Here is a 20,745-nt window from a genome sequence, read left to right on the forward strand (position 1 = left end):
AGCCCTGCCGCGTATGATTAACAATGCCCGTAAACGAATGGTTACCGGGCGCAAAAAATCTTAGGACTTTGTTTTCCATTGGCGTGGTCCGGTGGAAAACAGCTGGTGGAGGGCCCGGGCCGTTCCGCCACAGCAGTGAGCGTTAAGAGTATGTGCGGAGTTGAGGGTCATGAAGTCACGTGAAAGCCTCGTTCGTCTGAAACAGTTCCAGGTGAACGAGAAACGGCGGCAGCTGGCACAGCTCGACGCGATGATCGCCGAATTCGATCGCATGGCCGGGGAACTGGAGCTTCAGATCACCGCCGAGGAAAAGAAAGCCGGCATCACAGATATCAATCATTTCGCCTACCCAACCTTCGCCAAGGCCGCGCGCCAGCGCCGCGACAATCTCAGGGATTCACAGGCCGATCTGGCAAAGCAGCGCAGCACCGCCGAAACCCTACTTGCCGAGGCTGAAGCGGAGCTTGCCAAGGCCGAATTGCTGGAAATGCGCGACGGCAAGACCCGGGAGGCCGAAGCACCTCCCCGCAGCGCAATGATCGGCTGATCCCGGAAATCCTCTGCGATTTCAACGGCCCCACAGCCAGCCTGCGGGGCCGCTTTGCATTTCAGGGACAAGGTGGCGGCGCAACAGCCTTGATGGGCCGACCCCTTCGGGTCCGGCCGGGACGGAAAAAGGCCCCGACCTTTCAGCCGGGGCCTTTCAATCCAATCCTCTTTCCCCCAGGAACCCGGGGATGCGGGTTGCCCGCCAGCAAAAGGCGAATTTCGCCCACTCTGCCCGTCAAAAAACCGATGACCGGAGAGCGCCGCGCAGCCGGGTAGTCCGGGCTGCGGCTCAGCTCGTTTGCTTTCATCGCATTTTGTCGCGACCTCAGCCGAGATCGCCTGACTTCAAAATGCGTTAATGTCTGTATTGCTGGATGCGCGTGGTACGCAGGCCCGCCAGTCCGTATTCGTCGATCGACGCCTGCCAGGACAGGAATTCCTCCGTCGTCAGGGCATAACGCTGGCATGCTTCCTCAAGGCTCAGCAGGCCGCCGCGCACGGCTGCCACCACCTCTGCCTTGCGCCGGATAACCCAGCGCCGCGTATTGCTTGGCGGCAAATCGGCAATTGTAAGCGGGCTGCCGTCCGGCCCGATTACGTATTTGACTCGCGGTCTAACAAGATCGGTCATCATACTCTCTACTAAAAACACGCAAGAACCAATCGCTGCCACACTACCGCCACAGCTTTAAAAATTGCCTAAGCAGTTCCTAATGGATAGGTAACGAACATGAACATCACGTTAGGGAATACGCTGGCATTTATTTCAAAGATGGTTCAAATGCCGTGAAAGCTGTTTGCCCGATCCCCGGTTCGTGGGAAAACCGGTCTGGCAAGCCATCGATGCCTGTCCTATATTCGCGTGCCAGGCCCGTATCCGGCGAACCGGAATGCAATGCCCTCGTATCCTGTTTGGAATGAAGAGATGAACAGCCTTGACCTTCCCGCACGCCCGCAGGACACGCGCGTCGTCGTCGCCATGTCCGGCGGCGTCGATTCCTCGGTGGTGGCCGGGCTGCTCAAACGCGAAGGTTACGATGTCATCGGCGTGACGCTGCAACTCTACGATCATGGCGCAGCCACCCACCGGCCGGGCTCGTGCTGTGCCGGACAGGACGTTGACGACGCCCGCCGGGTGTCGGAAACGCTGGGCATTCCCCATTATGTGCTCGATTATGAACGGCGTTTCCGCGAAGCGGTGATCAACCCCTTCGCCGAAAGCTATGTACATGGCGAAACGCCGATTCCATGCGTTTCCTGTAACCAGACCGTCAAGTTTGCGGATCTTCTGACGACAGCCAGGGAACTGGGCGCCGACGCGCTGGCTACCGGCCACTATATCCGTTCGCGCCCCAACGGCTCCCATCGCGCGCTCTACCGCCCGCTCGACGCCGACCGCGACCAAAGCTATTTCCTGTTCGCGACCACGCAGGAGCAACTGGATTACCTGCGCTTTCCCCTGGGCGACCTGCCCAAGCCGGCTGTGCGCGCCATGGCCGAGGAAATGGGGCTGTCTGTCGCAACCAAGCAGGACAGCCAGGACATCTGTTTCGTACCGCAGGGAAAATATTCGGACATTATCGCCAGGCTGAAGCCGGGAGCCGCCAGCCCCGGCGACATTGTCCATATCGACGGACGCGTACTTGGCCGGCACGACGGCATTTTGCGCTACACGATCGGACAGCGCCGCGGCATAGGCGTCGCCTCCGGTGAACCGCTCTATGTCGTCCACCTCGATTCCGAGCGCTCGCGCGTCATCGTCGGACCGCGCGAGGCGCTGGAAACGCACAAGGTCTACCTGCGCGACATGAACTGGCTGGGCGACACACCGCTGGCGGAAATCCCGGCCGAGGGCGTGGAGCTGTTCGCCAAGGTGCGCTCGACCCGTCCTCCCCGCCCGGCCGTGCTGCGCCAGTGCGAAGGCGCGGTCATGGTCGAACTGGTCGACGGCGAATCTGGCGTCGCCCCCGGTCAGGCCTGCGTGCTCTATTCCGACGACGGCAACGAGGCGCGGGTTCTGGGCGGTGGCTTCATCGGCCGGTCCGAACGCGGCGCGGAAGCCGAGGCCATGTTGTCGCGCCTTGGCGCCGTACCGGCACAGGCGCACGGCTGACCGCACACGCAAACGCCGGGAGCCGGGGAACGAACGCTCCCTACGATGCGCGCTGGTGGCGCACCGTGCCCGCTGTCAGCACCTGAAGGACACGGATGGCCTCCTCGCCATTCGTGCGCGGCTCTTCCCGCGTCTGGATGCAATGGATGAAGTGCTCCAGTTCGCGCGTCAGCGGCATGCCCTGCTCCACCGCAATGTAGTGCGGCTCATCGGCAGTGAACGCCCACTGGCCGCTGTCCTGCCAGATGGAGTGATGATAGACAGCCAGCTTGCGCTCCCATGGCTCGACATCGTCGAACACCGCCATGCCTTTCGTGCCGACGACCGTCAGCCGCCGCTCGCGATAGGGATTGAGGCGCGAGGCGAACAGGTGTCCGCGCAGATTGCCCGGGAAGCGCATATGCAGATGCGCAAAATCGCTCAGATGATCGAGCGCCGCCGCCCCTTCCCCATGAACTTCCACCGGGGCGGCGCCCGTTATGGCGAGGATCATCGACAAATCATGAGGGGCGAGGTCCCACAGCGCATCGTTCTCGGTGTGGAACTTGCCGAGTCCGAGACGGTGCGAATGGATGTAGCGCACCTCGCCAAGCTCGCCGGCATCGACGAGGGCCTTGAGCTTTTCGAAAGCCGGATGGAAACGCAGAACATGGCCGACCATGTAGACGCGGGAATTGTCCTGCGCCGCCTTCACCGCGCGCCCGGCATCCTCGACGGTGAGCGCCACCGGCTTCTCGACCAGCACATCCTTGCCCGCCTCGACGGCGCGGATGGCAGTCTCGGCATGGAACTGCGGCGGCAGGGCCATCACGATCGCGTCGATCTCTTCGCGTTCGAAAAGCTCGTCGGGAGCGAGCGCCAGGCATTCCTGTTCGCTGGCAAAGCCTTCGGCGCGATCGCGATTTGCATCGGAGACCGCGTAAAGGGCTCCGAGCGCCTTGAGGGTGCGGACATGGTTGCTGCCCCAGTATCCGCATCCAAGGACGGCAATACGCGGTTTCATCAATCGTGGACTCGAAATTTTCGTGGCTGACACATAGCGGCGGGGCGATCCGAACTCAACCCCGCGCATTCACGGCGGCGTGGCTCAATACATTACAAAAAATAGGTTGTCTTGCCTGTAGAACAAGTCGTTTGCGTGCTTGACAGGCCAGCCATGCCCCCCTTATATCCGCCCGACCTTGCGAGGGTTCGGCGGCAACCGGCCGCAAATCGAATCCTGCGCGCCGGGGCGGAGTAGCTCAGTCGGTTAGAGCAGAGGAATCATAATCCTTGTGTCGGCGGTTCGAATCCGTCCTCCGCTACCAACGGTCCCCGTTCATGAGTGTGCGTAACGGCCGATACGGTTATCTGTTGCCATATATTATTGATTTTATTGAATAATTTCGTATTCGGTGCAAATCTCGCGGCAAGTTGCTTTCATTGAAAGGCAGTCATCGAGCGAGCGGGGCGCCTGCAAAGGCAAAAATTCCACGTTCCGGCGCAGCGCTGCGGTTGCCTATTGATGGGGGGTTATCCAGCCTTTTGCGGCGCGTGTTTCTCTGCGGGATCGGCGTGCAATTCTCACCCGATGGATCAAAAGAGCGACATGGTCCCACCGGGATTCTGACAGCGCCTTGCACTATCGGGTATCGCTTTTCCATAACTCAAATCGCCCACCGTCCGCGAAAGATGTCTTCCGCTGCGCGACGGGCTATGCACGCTCTTTTAAAAGCGATCTTGTGCGGAACGCTCCGCGTCACCTTTTTCGAAAGCGCGTCAGTGTGAAAGAGCGCATCTCGTGCTTCGGGCGCTTTTCCTCAACCAGATCGGCCACGACCGCCGCCATTCCCGGACCGATGCCGAAGCCATGGCCGCTCATGCCGGTCGCAATCGTCAGGCCGGCGATCGCGGCTTTGTCGACGATGGGCACAACGTCCGGCATCGTGTCGATCATGCCTCCCCAGGATTGCCTGATCCCCGGCCGGCCCGCGCCCGGGAATGCCTCGGCGAAGAAGGTCAGCACCCGCTCCAGTTCCTTGCGGTTCGGTTCCGGATCGAGAATCCTGCACTGTTCAAACGGCGTTGTTTCGTCGGAACGCCAATGCCGCGCGGTTTGCCATGCATCGGGAAAGGTTCGCGGGGCGGCAAGCCTGAACCGCGTGCTTCCGAACTCCTCCTTCAACGCAGGAAGATAGGAGAAGAAATTCCGGAAGGCGTCGGGACCGATGAAAAAGTCATGCGCCTCCCATGGCGTAATCGTGTAGCCCCCGTCTGCCCGCCGGCGAAATGCGAACCGGCCGTCTCCGGCCGCAGCATTGGAAAACTCCGCCATGGGTTCGGTGCGCATCACGGATGACAGGACCGAAAGCTGCGGGATCCGGATGCCGTGCGCGGCAAGAAACAGTGAACTCCATGCTCCGGCCGCCACGACCACACGATCGCAGTTCACCCTGCCCTTCTCGGTGATGATCCCCTGCAGCCGCTCCCCGGCGATTTCGAGCGCCCGCACCGCGCAGTTCTCGCGAATGATGACGCCGTCTTCCGTGGCGGCCTGCGCCAGTGCCGGCACGGTCGCGAACGGTTCCGCCATGGCATCGGAAGGCGTCGTCATGCCTCCCAGCCAGCCGGCGGCATTGGGCAGCATGGCTTCGGTTTCGCTTCGGGAAAGCATGCGCGTATCGACGCCGTAAGCGCGCGCGCCTTCAAGCCAGCTTTCATACTCGCGAAGCTTTGCGGCATTCCGGGCCAGATAGGTGATGCCGTTCTGGCGAAAGCCGATGCGCGCGCGCAGCTTTTCAGGCAGGCCTTTCCAGATCTGCAGCGACTCCATCATGATCGGCAATTCCGCATAATCGCGCCCCTGCTGGCGTACCCACCCCCAGTTGCGGCTGGACTGTTCGCCGGCGACGCGCCCCTTTTCGCAAACCAGGACCCTGCGCCCCCGCCGCGCAAGCTCCCATGCGGTCATCACGCCAATGATCCCGCCGCCGATGACGACGACATCGACGGCTTCAGGCAGCGTGCCGTCGAATTGGGGAGGATTGCTCAGGTTGATTGGAAAGACGGACATGGGCAGTCAAAATCTCGCGGGACGATAGGGATGGAGATCGATGGCGGCAGGCCGCCCGCCGATGAGATCGGCGATCAGTTGCGCCGTTACCGCGGACAGGGTAACGCCGAGGTGGCCATGCCCGAAAGCGTAGACGACGTGCGGCGACGAGCGCGCACGACCGATGACGGGCAGCGTGTCCGGCGTTGAAGGGCGGTGCCCCATCCATTCCGACACCGGATGCGCGCCCTCAAGCGAGGGCACGGCTTTCGCCGCCTCGGGCAGCAGGGCGCGGATGCGCCGGTAGTCCGGAACTGCATCGAGGCCCGCCAGTTCATCGCCGCTGATGAGGCGCAAACCATCATGCATGGGCGAGAGCACGAAGCCACTGCCGGGGAATACAACCGGTCCGCGCAGAAGCTTTTCCGATTCGGGCCGGAAACGCAGATGATAACCGCGCTCGCTTTCAAGGCTGACCCTGTCGCCCAGTTGCTTTGCCAGTATCGCGGACCACGCTCCCGCCGCTATGACGACCCGGTCGAACCGATGGTCGCCGGTTGCGCCGGACAGGCTGACACCGCCGGCCGCCACAGGTTTCACACCGTGGATTTCGTCGCGAACGAATGTTGCCCCGGTCCGGCAGGCGGCTTCCAGATAGGCATTGGCCAGCCCGCCGGGACAACGGACATTGCCCGCGTCGGGCTGATAAACGCCGCAATGGCAATGATGCGGATTGAGGGCAGGTTCGAGATTGAGCAGGGCCGCCCGGTCGAGCACGGCATGAACGACGCCCAGCCTCGTCATCAGTTCTCGCTCCAGCGCGGAGTTGGCGAAATCGCGCTCGCCGGTATAGACCTTCAGCCAGCCCTCCTGCGTCAGCATATCGCTGGCCGATGCCATCTGCGCCAGTTGCCGATGCGCTGCCAGCGCGCGGGAAACGAGAGGAAACATGGCTGCGGCGATGCGGTTGACGCGCGCCGGGGTCCCGGCGGCCACAAAGCGGGCAAGCCATGGCAGCGCGGCAAAGGCATGCCCCAGCCGAAGGGTTGCGGGCGCCTGGCGATCCAGCAGATATGCAGGCAGGGAGCGGATGACGGCCGGTGTCGATATCGGCAGCACCGAGCCGGTGACGATGGCTCCCGCGTTGCCATAGGAGGTGCCCGACGCGGGCTCCTCGCGGTCGAACACGGTGACGCGATGTCCTTCCGCCGCAAGAGCCAGCGCCGTGCTGCATCCAACTATACCCGCCCCCACAATGGCGACAGAAAGCCCTGCATCGTTTTGCCCACGATGGTCCATGGTGTGATGTGCCTTGCTCGTCTGCCTTGGGCAACGGCTTCAGTGGTGAAGAATCTTGCTCAGGAAATCGCGCGTGCGCTCATTCTGAGGGTTTTTGAAGAAGTTTTCCGGTTTGCCGCTTTCGATGATCGCACCGCGATCCATGAAGACGACGCGGTCGGCAACCTTGCGGGCAAAACCCATTTCGTGGGTGACGACGATCATGGTCATGCCTTCCTTTGCAAGGCTGACCATGACATCGAGAACCTCATTGATCATCTCGGGGTCGAGCGCGGATGTCGGTTCGTCGAACAGCATGACCCGTGGCTGCATGCACAGGGATCGCGCGATGGCGACACGCTGCTGCTGGCCGCCTGAAAGCTGGCCGGGATAGTTCTGCATCCGGTCCGCCAGCCCAACCTTGGCAAGAATCTCCCTGCCGCGCGCTTCCGCCTCGGCCTTCGGCAGCCCGCGCACATGTATGGGCGCCAGCGTCACATTTTCCAATGCGGTCTTGTGCGGATAAAGATTGAACTGCTGGAAAACGAAGCCGACCTCCATGCGCAGCTTTCTCAGGGGTGGCGATTTGCTGCCAAGATCGACACCATCGACGACCAGCCTGCCCGATTGAAACGGCTCCAGGCCGTTCACGCAGCGGATCAGCGTGCTTTTCCCGGAACCGGAGGGACCGCAGACGACCACGACCTCGCCCTTGCTGACATGCAGGTCGATGTCTCTCAGCACATGCAATGCGCTGCCAAACCATTTGTTCAGACCTTGAAATTCGATCATCGCACTGTCCGGTTAGAGAATGGGAGATTGCGTGCCGCGCTCCATGCGGCGCGAAAGATAGATCATCGGATAACAGACGATCAGATATCCGAGACCGACGACGCCGAATACCAGAAGGCCGTTTGGAATGTTCTGCACGATCATCCAGCCCGAGCGGGTCAGGTCCATGATCCCGATCGCGGAGACAACCGACGAATCCTTGACCAGCAGGATGAACTGGCCGACCAGCGTGGGGCGCACGATCTGAAGCGCCTGCGGCAGGATGATCAGCCGAAGCTTCTGCGAATGGGTGAAGCCCGACGCGATTGCGGCTTCATTCTGCCCGCGCGGAACGGCGTTGATGCCGGCGGCGATGATCTCGCCGATGAAGCAGGCCGAAAGGTTGGAGAGGGCCAGAACGCCCGCGCTGAAGGCGGAAAGCTCGATCCCGACGGCCGGCAGGATAAAGAAGCAGATGAACACCTGCACCAGAAACGGCGTGCCGCGGAACAGATCTATATAGAAGCCGCAGATTCCCGAGAGCCACCGGTTGCCGCTTGTGCGCGCAAGGGCGAAAATCAGCCCGACAATCATGCCCGCGACAAGCGACAGCAGCGACAGGGACACCGTCATGCCGAGCCCCTTCAGCAGAACGGGCCAGTAGTTCCACAGGCGCTCGATTTGAAACCAGATCATGCCGCCCCCCTCACTGCGAGTTCGTGCGATTGAAGTGCGACCAGGACGCGGCCAGCGCCTTGAGCAGATAGTAGATCACCAGAAAGCCCACCGCCGTGGCCACCAGCCCCTCGACGGGCATGAAGCGGTCGAGCGCGATCTTCTGGCCGACACGGGTCAGTTCGACCACCGAAATCAGCGACAGCAGCGAGGAATCCTTCACGAGCACGATGGCCTGCCCGATCAGCGGCGAGATGGTTGGCCGGATCGCCTGCGGCAGCACGATGAGCCTCATGCGCTGCACATAGGTGAAGCCCGAACTGAGAGCAGCCTCGAATTGTCCGCGCGGGATCGACAATATGCCCGAGCGGATGATCTCCGCGATGTAGGCGCCCGAATTCAACGCCAGCGCGATGATACCGATGGTGAATTCCGGCAGCAGAACGCCCAGGCGCGGCAGCCCGAAATAGAGGAAGTAAAGCTGCGCGAGCAGAGGCGTCGAGCGGATCAGATCGATATAGGCGACGCCCACGCCGCGCAGCCAGCGCACCGGCTGTATGCTGAGCCCGCAGGCGATGATGCCAATGATGAAAGCCCCGGTGAAACCGGCTGCCGAAAGCATCAGCGTGTTCAGGAAGCCTTCCCACAGATCGGGCAGGTACTCCGAAATGACGCGTATATTCAGATTGCCGAGCATAGTCAGCCCATCACCTCCCGTGCATGGCGACGGGGCGCGGAGGCAATGAGCCCCGCGCCCCTGCCGGCCTCAGTGGTCGGCCTGCCATTTGCTGGAATTCACCCAGTAGTCGAGGTTCTGCTTCAGGCGGCCATCAAGCTCTATCGTGTCGATGAACAGGTTGGTCCAGTTCAGCAGATCCTGCGAGTCATAGCGCACGGCATAGGCAAGCGGCTCGGCGGTCAGCATCTCGTCGAACACGGTGAAGGTGCCCTCGGGATAGTTGAGGACCTGCCCGGCCACGGCGGTGTTGTCGTTCACGCCGCACTGGGCCTGGCCTGAAGCCACGGCGTCCAGCACGATTGTGCCGCCGCCCTTGTAGGCTTTGACTTCCGCTTCCGGGAAGAAGTTCGGAACGCTCTTCTCGGCGGTCGACCCAAGCAGAACCGCAACTGTGGTGCCGGGCTTCTTGCAGTCCTCGAGGCTTGCAAATTCGCCGCCGGTTTTCACGAAGGCAACGGCGCCGACATGTATCCATGGCTTGGTGAAGGCAACCTTGGTTGCGCGCGCCAGCGTGGCGGTCATGTCGGCGGCGAGAATGTCGGCCTTGCCGGAAAGCAGCGCGGGGATCAGGCCGTCCCAGTCGAAATCGAGATAGGTGATCTTGACGCCCATTTCCTTGGCCATCAGTTCAGTCAGCTCGATGGCGCTGCCGGTTCTTTTGCCGTTCTTGTCCATGAACGAGAACGGAGGGCCCTGCGTCTGCACGGCGACGCGCAACTCGCCACGCGCCAGAATATCGTCGAGCGTTCCCGCAAAGGCACTCACAGTGCTTGCGGCATTGCCGGCCAGCGCAAGGAACACCGTGGATGCCAGAAGAGCCTTAACTTTACCGATCATTTCTATCGTCCTCCCTTTGAGTAAAGAAATGCAATAATATCCATCAAGGAATCATATATACTTATGATTCCATATATTACTTATCCTCCCACACACCGCGCGGCAGGCTGAGCCATTTGTTGTGCGCCTTCATCACGACGAAAGTTTCGCTGCCCCTGATTACGCCTGGCTCCGCCAGCCCCGGCAGCACCTCGCTCGTAACCCGGTAGAGCTCCTCCATGTCCCCCTCGAACAACACTTCGCAGATGAGGTCGTACCTGCCGGTCACGATGCTGACCGAAGTGACGAAAGGAAGCTCCGACATCTTCTTCGCAATTTCGTTCAGCCGGCCGTGCCCATTGGCATGAATACCGAGGATGGCGACGATCAGCTCGGGCCGCTCCGCCACATTGACGACACCGGCAATCCGGAAAAGCTTGCTTTCAATAAGCGCCTTCAGGCGGGCGCGGACGGTCGGGGGGCTCAAATCCAGCCGCTCCGCTATCTGGTTTGCGCCCTCCCGCGCATCGTCCGACAAAAGCTTCACCAGCTTCCTGTCGATCTTGTCGAGCAATGCACGCATTGCCGGCCCCCTCGCTATCCGATCAATCCTATTTTCAATATGCAACGAATGTCAATTCAAATTTTTCCATTCGAAAATATTACGGATTATTTTTATTCTATACAGAAAATCCCTCGCGAAGCCGCAGAGAGGCAACGGGTAGAGAATCCACATTCAGGCAGACCCGATGATCGCGGGTGGCTGCGGCGCTGAAAGCGCTCCCCGCGCCCGTCTGGATGCGCGATGGTTTCCTGAATGGACAGGCCGGCTGACCGGCGCCCTCACCTGTGGGTGAGCTTCGCACCGGTTCCTGCTTCCCGACCTGCCCGCCATTGCGAGGATAAAGGCGCCATGAGCAGAAAGGCTCTGGCGCTGTGTGCTGGCAAACCCGCCGACAGGGGTTCGCAGGCGAGGAAAAAAATAGCGCTTCAGCTTGCTGGCGCCGACGCCGTGCTGACGTGCGAACCCTCCCGGCGACCCGGCAATTTCCGACCGGCTTTCAAGCAGGCATTACTGTTCAGCGGCGCTCGAACCCGCTCCCGTTGTGCTCGCCGAGATGCGGCGACCTTTGGGACACGGAAAGTTCGGCTTCGGAGAAGCGGATCGGCGACCGCACGCCCTTCACGCCGTCGTTCTCGACCACCATCGCCCGGTGGACGATCTGCGGATCGGAAAACACGTCTTCGAGCGTGTTGATCGGCCCGGCCGGAACGCCAACCTTTTCCAGCGCCGCCAGAAGCTCGTCGCGCTTCCAGCTTGCGGTCCGGGCTTCAAGAATCTCCGTCAGCGCCGCGCGATTGTGGACGCGCAGCGGATTGGTGGAGAACCGTTCCTCCGCAGCGATGTCGCCCACTCCGAGCGTTGCGGTGAGCTTGGCGAACTGGCTGTCGTTGCCACAGGCAATGATGAGGTAGCCGTCCGAAACCGGAAACACCTGATAGGGTGCGATATTGGGATGGGCATTGCCGAGACGCTTCGGCGAAACCCCGGAAGTCAGATAATTCATGGCCTGATTGGCCAGCACGCCAACCGTGCTGTCGAACAGCGCCATGTCGATGTGCTGCCCGCGCCCGGTGGTCTCGCGCATGATCAGCGCGGACTGGATCGCGATCACCGAATAGAGCCCCGTGAAGATGTCGGCGAAGGCGACGCCCACTTTCTGCGGCTGGCCGTCCGGCTCGCCGGTCAGATGCATGAGACCGGCCATGCCCTGAATGATGAAGTCGTAGCCGGCGCGGTGCGCATAAGGGCCGTTCTGGCCGAAACCGGTGATCGAGCAATAGATCAGGCGCGGGTTGACCGCCTTCAGCGTTTCGTAATCGAGCCCGAATTTCGCGAGGTTTCCGACCTTGAAATTCTCTATGACGACATCGGCCTGGGCGATCAGGTCCTTCACGCGCTGAAGGTCTTCCGGCGATTTGAAGTCCGCGGTGATGCTCTTCTTGCCACGGTTGCAGGCATGGAAATAGGCAGCGGCCTTGTCGTCGCCGGCTTCTATGAAGGGCGGGCCCCAGCGGCGCGTGTCGTCGCCCTCGGGCGCCTCGACCTTGATCACCGTGGCGCCAAGGTCGGCCAGCGTCTGGCCAGCCCACGGGCCAGCGAGAATCCGCGCCAGCTCAACGACGCGCACACCTTCGAGCGGATATTTCATGCTGCCTGCCCCGGTTGAAACGCGGGGGCCGGCACCGTCATGGCGCCGGCCCCGCCTGTTCTCAGAAAAATGCCTGCAGACCGGTCTGGGCGCGGCCGAGGATGAGGGCATGCACATCATGCGTGCCTTCATAGGTGTTGACCGTCTCCAGGTTCTGCGCATGGCGCATGATGCCGAATTCGATCTGGATGCCGTTGCCGCCGTGCATGTCACGGGCCAGCCGCGCGATGTCCAGCGCCTTGCCGCAATTGTTGCGCTTGACGATGGAGATCATTTCGGGAGCGAACTTGCCCTCGTCCATCAGGCGGCCGACGCGCAGCGAGGCCTGAAGGCCCAGCGCGATCTCGGTCTGCATGTCGGCCAGCTTCTTCTGGTAGAGCTGCGTTGCCGCCAGCGGACGGCCGAACTGATGCCGGTCGAGCCCATACTGGCGCGCGCGCGTCCAGCACTCTTCGGCGGCGCCGAGAACGCCCCACGAAATTCCGTAGCGCGCCCGGTTGAGACAGCCGAACGGCCCCTTCAGGCCCGACACGTTGGGCAGCAGCGCATCCTCGCCCACTTCCACATCCTCAAGCACGATCTCGCCGGTGATCGAGGCGCGTAGCGAAAGCTTGCCGCCGATCTTCGGGGCGGAAAGGCCCTTCATGCCCTTTTCCAGCACGAAGCCGCGAATGGCGTCCTTGCCGTCCTCGCCCTTCAGCTTCGCCCAGACCACGAACACGTCGGCGATCGGGGAGTTGGAAATCCACATCTTGGAGCCGTTGAGGCGATAGCCGCCGTCGATCCTTTCGGCGCGGGTCTTCATGCCGCCCGGATCGGAGCCGGCATCCGGCTCGGTCAGGCCGAAGCAGCCGATCCACTCGCCCGAAACGAGCTTCGGCAGATATTTCCTGCGCTGCCCTTCCGAGCCGTAGGCATAGATCGGATAGATGACGAGCGAGGACTGCACGCTCATCATCGAGCGGAAGCCGGAATCGACGCGCTCGATCTCGCGCGCTACCAGCCCGTAGGAGACGTAGTTGGCGTTGGCAGCGCCATATTCTTCCGGCAGCGTGACGCCGAGCAAACCCGTCGAGCCCATTTTGGCGAACAGCTCGGGGTCGGTCTTTTCCTCCATATAGGCGTTTTCGATGATCGGCCGCAGCTCCTCGTCGGCGAAGGATTTCGCGGTGTCGCGGATCATCCGCTCTTCATCGCTCAGCTGATCGTCGAAAAGGAACGGATCGTTCCAGATGAAGGATGTCTTGCTCATGGCTGCTCCCGATTATGTGCGTGCGCGATTTTGCCGGCGACACTGGACTTTGACGAACTGGCGCACAAGCCATATTTACTCAAGCCACTTTGAGTTTTATGCAAACCGAATGAGCAATCTGCAACGCCGCCTCATACCATCCACGGCTTCGCTCACCGCATTTGACGCCGTGGCGCGGCTCGGCAGCTTTTCCGCGGCCGCCGAAGCGCTCAGCCTCACGCCCGGCGCCATCAGCCGCCAGATCGCGGCGCTGGAGGAGCAGCTGGGGGTGACGCTCTTCGTCAGGAACAACAAGGGCGTGGCGCTGACGGGGCGCGGAGAACGCTACGCAAGAGGCGTCGCGGATATCATCGAACGCATGCGCGTGCTGTCCCTGCAAGCCATGGCGCAAGGCGCTTCAAGCGTCCTGAGGCTGGCGTTTCCGCCAACCTTCGGCACGCGCTGGCTGCTGCCGCGCATCCCCGATTATGTGCGAAGCCATCCGGAAATGACGCTCAGCTTCTCGACCCGGATCGGCCATTTCGATTTCGACAAGGAGGATCTGGACGCTGCCATTCATGTCGGCACGGCGGACTGGCCGGGATGCGACTGCCGTCTGCTCCTGAAGGAAATGGTGGTGCCGGTTTGTAGCCCGGATTTCCTCTCACAGAACCCGATTTCCGGCCCGGCCTCCCTGCTGAAGGTGCCGCTGCTGGAAATGGCCTCGCGCCCTCATGCATGGAAACTCTGGTTTTTACATTTCGGCATAGCGGAACACTACCGTGAAGGCATGCGCTTCGAACAGTTCATGAACGTCTCGCAAGCCTGCCGTGCCGGGCTCGGCGTCGCGCTGATGCCGTCCTTCCTCATCGACAGCGAACTGGCCAGCGGCCAGCTCGTCAAGGCGCTCGACCTGCCCGTGGAGAGCGCCAGCGCCTACTACTTCGTCACCCCGAACGAAAAGACCGCCGACGCCGGCGTGAGATATTTTCGCAACTGGCTGACCGGACAGATCGATCTGTTCAAGAAGGGCGGACAATAGCTCCGCCACAGGGGGCGGCGCTTGCCGGCCGGATGTTCCGGAAGTGCGTGAGAGCGCCCGGCAGGCCGGCCTCCTGCACGGCGAGCCCCGCCCGGAGGCGGGGCCTTTTCATTGCCTGCCGATATTGCCGTTGGAGGCAGACACCTGCGAAGCGGCAAGGAACATGAGCGTGGATGCCACTGTCCGGCGGCTCCAGCCCGCCTCCGCCGCCTTGTCCAGAAGCTGCTCCAGAAGCGGCAGAAACACTTTCCTGCATTCCGATTCATGCGCCATGAACTCGCTTGGCGGGTGTTCTGGCGCGGGAACGGTATCGAAACCCGGCATGATCGTCATGACAGTTCCCGAATTGTCGTCTGAAGCCGTGCCCGCTCCCGGTCAGGGAGCGGGCTTTGTGTCGGCCGCTCAGAAGTCCATGCCGGCGCCGGCAGGCATGGCCGGGGCAGCCTCCTTCTTCGGCTTCTCGGCGATCATCGCCTCGGTGGTGACCAGCAGGCCGGCGACGGAAGCCGCATCCTGAAGCGCGGTGCGCACCACCTTGGCCGGATCGATGACGCCCTGTGCGAACAGGTCGCCATATTCGTCTGTCTGGGCGTTCCAGCCATAGGAGAACTCCGGCTTCTCGCGCAGCTTTCCAACGATGATCGAACCTTCCGCGCCGGCGTTCTCGGCAATCTGGCGCACCGGCGCCTCGATGGCCTTGCGCACCACCTCGACACCGTACTTCTGGTCCTCATTGTCGGCGCTCACGCTGTCCAGCACCGTCGCGGCGCGCAGCAGCGCGACACCGCCGCCGGGCAGGATGCCTTCTTCCACCGCCGCGCGGGTGGCATGCAGCGCGTCGTCGACGCGGTCCTTCTTCTCCTTGACCTCGACTTCGGTGGAGCCGCCGACGCGGATGACGGCAACGCCGCCCGAAAGCTTGGCGAGCCGTTCCTGGAGCTTCTCGCGGTCGTAGTCGGAAGTGGTCTCCTCGATCTGCGCCCTGATTTGCCTGACGCGGCCCTCGATCTCCTCCTTCCTGCCGGAGCCGTCGACGATGGTGGTGTTCTCCTTCTCGATCACCACCTTCCTGGCGCGGCCGAGCATCTCCAGCGTGACGTTCTCCAGCTTGATGCCGAGGTCTTCGGAGATGACCTGACCGCCGGTGAGGATGGCTATGTCTTCCAGCATCGCCTTGCGGCGGTCGCCGAAGCCCGGGGCCTTGACGGCAGCGATCTTCAGACCGCCTCGCAGCTTGTTGACCACCAGCGTGGCCAGCGCCTCACCCTCGACGTCCTCGGCGATGATGAGCAGCGGCTTGCCGGACTGGACGACCGCTTCGAGCACGGGCAGCAGAGCCTGAAGGTTGGAAAGCTTCTTTTCATGGATCAGGACATAGGGCTCTTCCAGTTCCACCCGCATCTTCTCCTGATTGGTGATGAAGTAGGGCGACAGGTAGCCGCGGTCGAACTGCATGCCTTCCACGACTTCCAGCTCGGTCTCGGCGGTCTTGGCCTCCTCGACGGTGATGACGCCCTCATTGCCGACCTTCTGCATGGCTTCGGCCAGGAAGCGGCCGATTTCGGTATCGCCATTGGCGGAGATGGTGCCGACCTGTGCGATCTCGTCGTTCTTCGTCACCTTGCGGGCATTGGCCTTCAGTTCGGCGACGACCGCATCCACGGCCTTGTCGATGCCGCGTTTCAGGTCCATCGGGTTCATGCCCGAGGCGACGGCCTTGGCCCCTTCCCTGACGATGGCCTGTGCCAGAACGGTCGCGGTGGTGGTGCCGTCGCCGGCCAGATCGTTGGTCTTGGAGGCAACCTCGCGCACCATCTGCGCGCCCATGTTCTCGAACTTGTCCTCAAGCTCGATTTCCTTGGCGACGGAAACGCCGTCCTTGGTGATACGCGGTGCGCCGAACGACTTGTCGATCACCACGTTGCGGCCCTTGGGACCCAGCGTTACCTTCACCGCATTGGCCAGAATGTCGACGCCGCGCAGCATCTTCTCGCGGGCTTCGGTGTTGAACTTGACTTCCTTGGCAGCCATTGGATCACTCCTTCAGTAGGCAGCTTACTTTGACTGTTTCTTTTCGCGTCCCGCTCAGGGACTGTTTCTTTTCGCGTCCCGCTCGGGGACTGTTTCTGCTCACGGCCCCGCTCGGGGACTGTTTCTGCTCACGGCCCCGCTCAGGCGGCCTTCTTGACGGCGGCGGTCTCCTCGATCACGCCCATTACGTCGCCTTCCTTCATGATCAGAAGGTCCTCGCCCTTGAGCCTGATCTCGGTGCCGGACCACTTGCCGAACAGGATGCGGTCTCCCACCTTCACGTCGAGCTCGACCAGCTTGCCGCTTTCGTCGCGCGCGCCCGGACCGACGGCGATAACCTCGCCTTCCTGCGGCTTCTCCTTCGCGGTATCGGGAATGATGATGCCGCCGGCCGTCTTCTCGTCGGCTTCGATGCGGCGCACCAGAATGCGGTCATGCAGGGGACGGAATGTCATGTCTTTGTTCTCCTCTCAAGGACAAACGGACTGCGCCGTTCCACCCGGATCGTGCAGAGCGGAACGGCACGCGCGACCCTTTCCGGCGTTGCGCGGCTATCGATCTGGTTTCGCCGTTTCACGGTTTCAAGAGGGATCGGCAAAAATTTTGGCACTCGCAGCACATCACTGCTAGTGCCATGAAATCACGAAGTTTTTTATCCGCCAAACCATTCGGCACTTGATTTTACGGGATGCCGGCGGCACCTTTTTGAAATGCGGGTGGCCGCGTGCAAACAGGCGGCGCAAGGGGCATATGGAACGCTGCGACCGCTCCGGAGCGTCGCGGGACCGGGGCTTCGCACCGCCCGCATCCAACCGTCGCCTGGCGGCCGGGGTGCAGGCGCGGTTTCTTCGGAACCAGCCCCGGCCATGTGGAAGGATGCGCAAATGGCAACCACGGCCAGCAGGGATTTCCAGCTTCAGATGAACGGCTACGGGCTCACCACGGCTGAAATCCATTATCATATGCCGGATCATCCCAGCCTGCTTCAGCTTTACATCTGGCAGGAATACGATCTCGCGCCGCACTTTCCCGAGTTGAAAGGCTTTCTCGACTACTGGACGAAGGAACTGGATGGCCCGCTCCATTCCGTGCGCGTCGCCCACCACCATCTGATCAGACCCTCGGAATGGCGCGCGGTTGAAGGCATCATAACCATCCACTGAATGCCGTGCGGCAGCGCCGCCTTGCCCTCGATGACGGGCCTCGCCGCCACTGCCGCGGCCCGTCAGGCTTCACGCCTCCTCGCCGTCGGGCTCCAGCAGATCGATCAACGCCGCAACGCGTGAGCCCGGCAGGGGCCGCCCGCCCCCATCAGCGCCTCGTCGCTGTGCAGCCAGGCCCATGCTTCCCTGAGGTCCGCAACCGACGCACCCGTCGCCATCAGGTCAGCGATGACTTCCTCGTCCGCAGGTCCAACAACGGATATGATTTCCTCGCGTGTCATCGTCATGCCTTGTCTCCCCGATTTCATGGCTGGCATCCCGATGAAACGGGGATTGCGGCTTCGAGGTTCCCCGGCGTCGCGGGAATGCGCGGGACCAGCGCCTCGCCGTTCACGCAAATGTGGCCGTGGGACAGGGAGATTTTTGCGCGGCATCGTCTAGAAGCTATGGTCTGGACCCAGATGACCGCAGAAGGAGAGATCCGATGAGTTCAACCCGCCTCTTCATCCTTCGCCGGCCCTTTCTTCTGGCATTTTCGACCGCGATTGCCGTCGTTCTGGCCTCCGGTGCGGTTGTGTGGACCCGCGACTTCAATTCTGCCGGACCGAACACCGATTATCGCCCTGCCTTCGAAGGCCAGACGCGGGCTCCGGTCATCGCCGACGGGATCAGGCTCGACCGCACAGTGATCGCCGAAGGTCTGGAAAATCCGTGGGGCATGGCCGAACTGCCGGACGGCCGCTGGCTGGTGACCGAGAAGGCGGGACGCCTGCGTATCGTTGGGACGGACGGCACGATCTCCGATCCCGTCGCAGGCTTGCCGGACGTGTTTTCAACCGGACAGGGCGGGCTTCTGGATGTGGAGATACGCGACGATTTCGCCGAAACCCGGCGCGTGTGGTGGAGCTATGCCGAACCGCGGGCGGACGGGCTAAACGGAACGTCGGTCGCCACCGGCACGCTGTCGCCCGACGGGCGCGAGATGACGGACGTCCGCGTCATCTTCCGGCAGGAGCCGGGATGGCGGTCGGAGGCCCATTTCGGCTCCCGGCTGGTGTTCGACGATCAGGGCGGACTCTTCGTGACGACCGGCGACCGGTCGGTGACGGATGCGCGGCCACTGGCTCAGGACGTCGCCACGCATATCGGCAAGGTCCTGCGCATCGATCCCGAAGGCGGGCCTGCGCAGGGCAATCCGGCCATCGACGGCGGCCGGCCGGAAATCTGGTCCTACGGCCATCGCAACCTGCAATCCGCGGCCATCGGCCCCGACGGCGCGCTGTGGACCGTGGAGCACGGGCCGCGCGGCGGCGATGAGCTGAACCGCCCCGAGGCCGGCAGGAATTACGGATGGCCGGTCATCAACTACGGGATCGAGTATCGGGGCGGCCCGATCGGTGAGGGCCTGACGCAGAAGGAAGGCATGGAGCAGCCGATCTATTACTGGGACCCGGTGATCGCCCCCAGCGGGCTCGTATTCTACGACGGCGACGTCTTTCCCGAATGGAAGGGCAGCGCCCTGATCGGCGCCCTGCGCGGGCAGGCGCTGGTGCGGCTCACGATAGAGAACGATCGCGTCACCGGAGAAGCGCGCTATCTGCAGGGATATGCGCGCGTGCGCGATGTTGCCGTCGCAAGGGACGGGGCCGTGATGATCCTCACCGACGAAACGAATGGCGAGTTGATCCGCCTCACGCCCGCCCGCGACTGATCGCCCTGCTCCGGAATGAACCGCAACCGTGCACGGTTGTTTCCCTTCCGGCTCCCTGAAGGCGTCACGAAGCTTTCAGAAGGTCCGGATAGTGCCGCTCGGCCACGTCCGGATGCGAACGCAAGCGGCTCTTGAGCACATTGACTCCGACATCGCGAAACAGCGGATTGGCGGGATCGCTGGCCGGACCTTTCGCTTCAGCCGCCAGTTCTTCAGGCAGATTGAGCAGAGGTATCGTCGCGTCAAGACGCGCCCCGAAGAAGAACGGCACCGAATAGCGCTCCGCACCGCGCGACGGGGTTACCACCCGATGCAGCGTGGCGCGCAGATAGCCGTCGGACGCCAGTTCCAGAAGCTCGCCTATATTGACCACCAGCGTTCCCGGAACGGGCTCCACATCGACCCATTTGCCGTCATATTCGACCTGCAACCCTCCGACATTGTCCTGCAACAGGAGGGTGAGGAAGCCGCCATCCTTGTGCGCGCCAACCCCCTGGTCGTCATCCGTCTGCTCGCGGCCCGGATAGCGCACGATCTTCATGCGGTGATTGGCGCCCTCGCCATAGATCGGCTCGAACACATCCTCCGGCTGCTCCAGCGAAAGCGCGAACGCCTTCAGCAACCGGATCGCCACCTCGGCCACCCTGACCTGCCAGTCGAGGATCACGGGACGCAGTTGCGGCAACGCTTGCGGCCACTGGTTCGGGCCATGCAGCCTCGTCCAGGCCGGCTGCCTGCCGTTCTGGGGCACGGGGTCCCGCTCGATGCCGAAGTCGAGTTGCTCGCGCCAGTCGGCCTGCCCGCGCGTGCGCTCGCCCGCCACCCGCGTATAGCCGCGGAACTGCGAGGAATTCACCATTTCGATGCGCTGCTTCTCCTGCACCGGCAGGTCGAAGAACTGCCGGGAAAGCTCGAACAGGCGCTCGATCTCGTCCAGCGAAATGCCATGCCCGTCGAGATAGAAGAAGCCGACATCGCGCGCCGCATAGCGCAGGTCCCGCAGGAACATGGCGCGCGCCGCCGGGTCCTGCTCGAAGGACGAGAGATCGAGAATGGGGAAAAGACGGGCCATGGGTGCCTCCTTCCGCTGTCTGTCCGATGAAACCAACAAATGGCGTGGCGACCTGTGGGCGTATGATCCCGGACGGCCGGCATCGAGAAAAGAAACAGCAGGCGCGCCATTGCCGCCATACGCGACAATGGCTCCTAATCAGGCCGCCCGCCATGGAAGCGGTTTTCTTGCGGAGCGAATGAACCGTTCCGTCTCATGCCGCTTGCCAGGGCAATCAGGCTGATGCCGGAGCCGATCCACAGCAGTTCCGCCGAACAGCGTTTGATGCCCAGGAACTGCCATTCCTTGCACAGCGATATGGCGAGTGAAC

At 62.4% G+C, this 20,745-nt stretch carries 21 protein-coding genes and 1 tRNA gene; 6 read left to right on the forward strand and 16 right to left on the reverse strand.

The genetic code is table 11. The annotated features are described in order from the left end of the window. Positions 1 to 169: 169 nt before the first annotated feature. On the forward strand, positions 170 to 547 hold the full coding sequence (locus DES43_RS12370) for a flagellar export protein FliJ (protein WP_035028415.1): 378 nt from the start codon (positions 170 to 172) through the stop codon (positions 545 to 547). A 357-nt stretch (positions 548 to 904) separates the two neighbouring features. Here the strand turns inward: DES43_RS12370 and sciP are convergent, their stop codons facing one another. Beyond that, positions 905 to 1,180: a CtrA inhibitor SciP gene (gene sciP / locus DES43_RS12375; protein WP_035028531.1), complete on the reverse strand. Its 276-nt coding sequence runs from the start codon at positions 1,178 to 1,180 to the stop codon at positions 905 to 907. Between the two features lie 294 nt (positions 1,181 to 1,474). On the opposite strand from sciP, the gene mnmA reads away from it, so the two are divergent. Next, positions 1,475 to 2,662 carry a tRNA 2-thiouridine(34) synthase MnmA gene (mnmA, locus tag DES43_RS12380; RefSeq protein WP_035028419.1) on the forward strand — a complete coding sequence of 396 codons (1,188 nt, stop codon included), beginning with the start codon at positions 1,475 to 1,477 and terminating at the stop codon, positions 2,660 to 2,662. A 40-nt stretch (positions 2,663 to 2,702) separates the two neighbouring features. On the opposite strand, the gene DES43_RS12385 is transcribed toward mnmA, so the two are convergent. After that, positions 2,703 to 3,665: a Gfo/Idh/MocA family protein gene (locus DES43_RS12385; protein WP_035028422.1), complete on the reverse strand. Its 963-nt coding sequence runs from the start codon at positions 3,663 to 3,665 to the stop codon at positions 2,703 to 2,705. A gap of 227 nt (positions 3,666 to 3,892) precedes the next feature. On the opposite strand from DES43_RS12385, the gene DES43_RS12390 reads away from it, so the two are divergent. Beyond that, positions 3,893 to 3,969, forward strand: a tRNA-Met gene (locus DES43_RS12390). Between the two features lie 431 nt (positions 3,970 to 4,400). Here DES43_RS12390 and DES43_RS12395 read toward each other — a convergent pair. The 9 genes from DES43_RS12395 to DES43_RS12435 all read right to left on the reverse strand — a co-directional run bounded on the left by DES43_RS12395 (position 4,401) and on the right by DES43_RS12435 (position 13,437). After that, positions 4,401 to 5,714, reverse strand: coding sequence for an NAD(P)/FAD-dependent oxidoreductase (locus tag DES43_RS12395; RefSeq protein WP_035028425.1), 1,314 nt, complete (start codon positions 5,712 to 5,714; stop codon positions 4,401 to 4,403). 6 nt (positions 5,715 to 5,720) lie between these two features. After that, the gene (locus DES43_RS12400; RefSeq protein ID WP_035028428.1) at positions 5,721 to 6,992 is read right to left on the reverse strand and encodes an NAD(P)/FAD-dependent oxidoreductase; all 1,272 of its coding nucleotides are present in this window, start codon (positions 6,990 to 6,992) and stop codon (positions 5,721 to 5,723) included. Between the two features lie 39 nt (positions 6,993 to 7,031). Next, positions 7,032 to 7,763 (reverse strand): amino acid ABC transporter ATP-binding protein, encoded by a 732-nt coding sequence (locus DES43_RS12405; protein ID WP_035028431.1) that lies wholly within the window; start codon positions 7,761 to 7,763, stop codon positions 7,032 to 7,034. Between the two features lie 12 nt (positions 7,764 to 7,775). Then, positions 7,776 to 8,438, reverse strand: coding sequence for an amino acid ABC transporter permease (locus tag DES43_RS12410; protein WP_035028434.1), 663 nt, complete (start codon positions 8,436 to 8,438; stop codon positions 7,776 to 7,778). A 10-nt stretch (positions 8,439 to 8,448) separates the two neighbouring features. After that, a complete protein-coding gene (locus DES43_RS12415) occupies positions 8,449 to 9,114 on the reverse strand; it encodes an amino acid ABC transporter permease (RefSeq protein WP_035028438.1) in 666 nt (221 codons plus the stop codon). Positions 9,115 to 9,183: 69 nt separating this feature from the next. Continuing rightward, entirely contained in the window at positions 9,184 to 9,993 is an 810-nt protein-coding gene (locus DES43_RS12420) for an ABC transporter substrate-binding protein (RefSeq protein ID WP_035028442.1), read from the reverse strand. 76 nt (positions 9,994 to 10,069) lie between these two features. Continuing rightward, entirely contained in the window at positions 10,070 to 10,555 is a 486-nt protein-coding gene (locus DES43_RS12425; RefSeq protein WP_035028445.1) for an Lrp/AsnC family transcriptional regulator, read from the reverse strand. A gap of 496 nt (positions 10,556 to 11,051) precedes the next feature. Then, the gene (locus tag DES43_RS12430; protein WP_035028448.1) at positions 11,052 to 12,185 is read right to left on the reverse strand and encodes a CaiB/BaiF CoA transferase family protein; all 1,134 of its coding nucleotides are present in this window, start codon (positions 12,183 to 12,185) and stop codon (positions 11,052 to 11,054) included. A gap of 61 nt (positions 12,186 to 12,246) precedes the next feature. After that, the gene (locus DES43_RS12435) at positions 12,247 to 13,437 is read right to left on the reverse strand and encodes an acyl-CoA dehydrogenase (RefSeq protein ID WP_035028452.1); all 1,191 of its coding nucleotides are present in this window, start codon (positions 13,435 to 13,437) and stop codon (positions 12,247 to 12,249) included. A gap of 109 nt (positions 13,438 to 13,546) precedes the next feature. Between DES43_RS12435 and DES43_RS12440 the strand changes: the two genes are divergently transcribed. Then, positions 13,547 to 14,458: a LysR substrate-binding domain-containing protein gene (locus tag DES43_RS12440; RefSeq protein WP_035028455.1), complete on the forward strand. Its 912-nt coding sequence runs from the start codon at positions 13,547 to 13,549 to the stop codon at positions 14,456 to 14,458. A gap of 108 nt (positions 14,459 to 14,566) precedes the next feature. On the opposite strand, the gene DES43_RS12445 is transcribed toward DES43_RS12440, so the two are convergent. The 3 genes from DES43_RS12445 to DES43_RS12455 all read right to left on the reverse strand — a co-directional run bounded on the left by DES43_RS12445 (position 14,567) and on the right by DES43_RS12455 (position 16,944). Then, positions 14,567 to 14,791 (reverse strand): hypothetical protein, encoded by a 225-nt coding sequence (locus tag DES43_RS12445; RefSeq protein WP_035028458.1) that lies wholly within the window; start codon positions 14,789 to 14,791, stop codon positions 14,567 to 14,569. Between the two features lie 69 nt (positions 14,792 to 14,860). Beyond that, complete coding sequence (gene groL / locus DES43_RS12450; RefSeq protein ID WP_035028460.1) at positions 14,861 to 16,489, reverse strand: chaperonin GroEL; 1,629 nt, start codon at positions 16,487 to 16,489, stop codon at positions 14,861 to 14,863. 140 nt (positions 16,490 to 16,629) lie between these two features. Beyond that, on the reverse strand, positions 16,630 to 16,944 hold the full coding sequence (locus DES43_RS12455; RefSeq protein ID WP_035028463.1) for a co-chaperone GroES: 315 nt from the start codon (positions 16,942 to 16,944) through the stop codon (positions 16,630 to 16,632). Between the two features lie 429 nt (positions 16,945 to 17,373). On the opposite strand from DES43_RS12455, the gene DES43_RS12460 reads away from it, so the two are divergent. Then, complete coding sequence (locus DES43_RS12460) at positions 17,374 to 17,652, forward strand: usg protein (protein ID WP_035028534.1); 279 nt, start codon at positions 17,374 to 17,376, stop codon at positions 17,650 to 17,652. 104 nt (positions 17,653 to 17,756) lie between these two features. Here DES43_RS12460 and DES43_RS12465 read toward each other — a convergent pair whose 3' ends face one another. Beyond that, positions 17,757 to 17,939, reverse strand: a complete 183-nt coding sequence (locus DES43_RS12465) for a hypothetical protein (RefSeq protein WP_342585393.1) — start codon at positions 17,937 to 17,939, stop codon at positions 17,757 to 17,759. Between the two features lie 197 nt (positions 17,940 to 18,136). Between DES43_RS12465 and DES43_RS12470 the strand changes: the two genes are divergently transcribed. Next, positions 18,137 to 19,363 (forward strand): PQQ-dependent sugar dehydrogenase, encoded by a 1,227-nt coding sequence (locus DES43_RS12470; protein WP_051520645.1) that lies wholly within the window; start codon positions 18,137 to 18,139, stop codon positions 19,361 to 19,363. 64 nt (positions 19,364 to 19,427) lie between these two features. Here DES43_RS12470 and DES43_RS12475 read toward each other — a convergent pair whose 3' ends face one another. Then, entirely contained in the window at positions 19,428 to 20,435 is a 1,008-nt protein-coding gene (locus tag DES43_RS12475) for an isopenicillin N synthase family dioxygenase (protein ID WP_035028466.1), read from the reverse strand. Between the last annotated feature and the right edge of the window lie 310 nt (positions 20,436 to 20,745).

The organism is Aquamicrobium defluvii (assembly GCF_004363725.1).
Taxonomy (GTDB): Bacteria; Pseudomonadota; Alphaproteobacteria; order Rhizobiales; family Rhizobiaceae; genus Mesorhizobium; species Mesorhizobium defluvii.

Excerpts from the sequence above, each read along its gene's own strand:
- DES43_RS12445 (WP_035028458.1), bottom strand. The coding sequence starts at position 14,791 with ATGACGATCATGCCGGGTTTCGATACCGTTCCCGCGCCAGAACACCCG.
- DES43_RS12385 (WP_035028422.1), bottom strand. The coding sequence starts at position 3,665 with ATGAAACCGCGTATTGCCGTCCTTGGATGCGGATACTGGGGCAGCAAC.
- DES43_RS12430 (WP_035028448.1), bottom strand. The coding sequence starts at position 12,185 with ATGAAATATCCGCTCGAAGGTGTGCGCGTCGTTGAGCTGGCGCGGATT.
- DES43_RS12440 (WP_035028455.1), top strand. The coding sequence starts at position 13,547 with ATGAGCAATCTGCAACGCCGCCTCATACCATCCACGGCTTCGCTCACC.
- groL (WP_035028460.1), bottom strand. The coding sequence starts at position 16,489 with ATGGCTGCCAAGGAAGTCAAGTTCAACACCGAAGCCCGCGAGAAGATG.
- DES43_RS12415 (WP_035028438.1), bottom strand. The coding sequence starts at position 9,114 with ATGCTCGGCAATCTGAATATACGCGTCATTTCGGAGTACCTGCCCGAT.
- DES43_RS12370 (WP_035028415.1), top strand. The coding sequence starts at position 170 with ATGAAGTCACGTGAAAGCCTCGTTCGTCTGAAACAGTTCCAGGTGAAC.
- DES43_RS12400 (WP_035028428.1), bottom strand. The coding sequence starts at position 6,992 with ATGGACCATCGTGGGCAAAACGATGCAGGGCTTTCTGTCGCCATTGTG.
- DES43_RS12435 (WP_035028452.1), bottom strand. The coding sequence starts at position 13,437 with ATGAGCAAGACATCCTTCATCTGGAACGATCCGTTCCTTTTCGACGAT.
- DES43_RS12470 (WP_051520645.1), top strand. The coding sequence starts at position 18,137 with ATGAGTTCAACCCGCCTCTTCATCCTTCGCCGGCCCTTTCTTCTGGCA.
- DES43_RS12465 (WP_342585393.1), bottom strand. The coding sequence starts at position 17,939 with ATGACGATGACACGCGAGGAAATCATATCCGTTGTTGGACCTGCGGAC.
- DES43_RS12455 (WP_035028463.1), bottom strand. The coding sequence starts at position 16,944 with ATGACATTCCGTCCCCTGCATGACCGCATTCTGGTGCGCCGCATCGAA.
- mnmA (WP_035028419.1), top strand. The coding sequence starts at position 1,475 with ATGAACAGCCTTGACCTTCCCGCACGCCCGCAGGACACGCGCGTCGTC.
- DES43_RS12475 (WP_035028466.1), bottom strand. The coding sequence starts at position 20,435 with ATGGCCCGTCTTTTCCCCATTCTCGATCTCTCGTCCTTCGAGCAGGAC.
- DES43_RS12410 (WP_035028434.1), bottom strand. The coding sequence starts at position 8,438 with ATGATCTGGTTTCAAATCGAGCGCCTGTGGAACTACTGGCCCGTTCTG.
- DES43_RS12420 (WP_035028442.1), bottom strand. The coding sequence starts at position 9,993 with ATGATCGGTAAAGTTAAGGCTCTTCTGGCATCCACGGTGTTCCTTGCG.
- sciP (WP_035028531.1), bottom strand. The coding sequence starts at position 1,180 with ATGACCGATCTTGTTAGACCGCGAGTCAAATACGTAATCGGGCCGGAC.
- DES43_RS12395 (WP_035028425.1), bottom strand. The coding sequence starts at position 5,714 with ATGTCCGTCTTTCCAATCAACCTGAGCAATCCTCCCCAATTCGACGGC.
- DES43_RS12425 (WP_035028445.1), bottom strand. The coding sequence starts at position 10,555 with ATGCGTGCATTGCTCGACAAGATCGACAGGAAGCTGGTGAAGCTTTTG.
- DES43_RS12460 (WP_035028534.1), top strand. The coding sequence starts at position 17,374 with ATGGCAACCACGGCCAGCAGGGATTTCCAGCTTCAGATGAACGGCTAC.
- DES43_RS12405 (WP_035028431.1), bottom strand. The coding sequence starts at position 7,763 with ATGATCGAATTTCAAGGTCTGAACAAATGGTTTGGCAGCGCATTGCAT.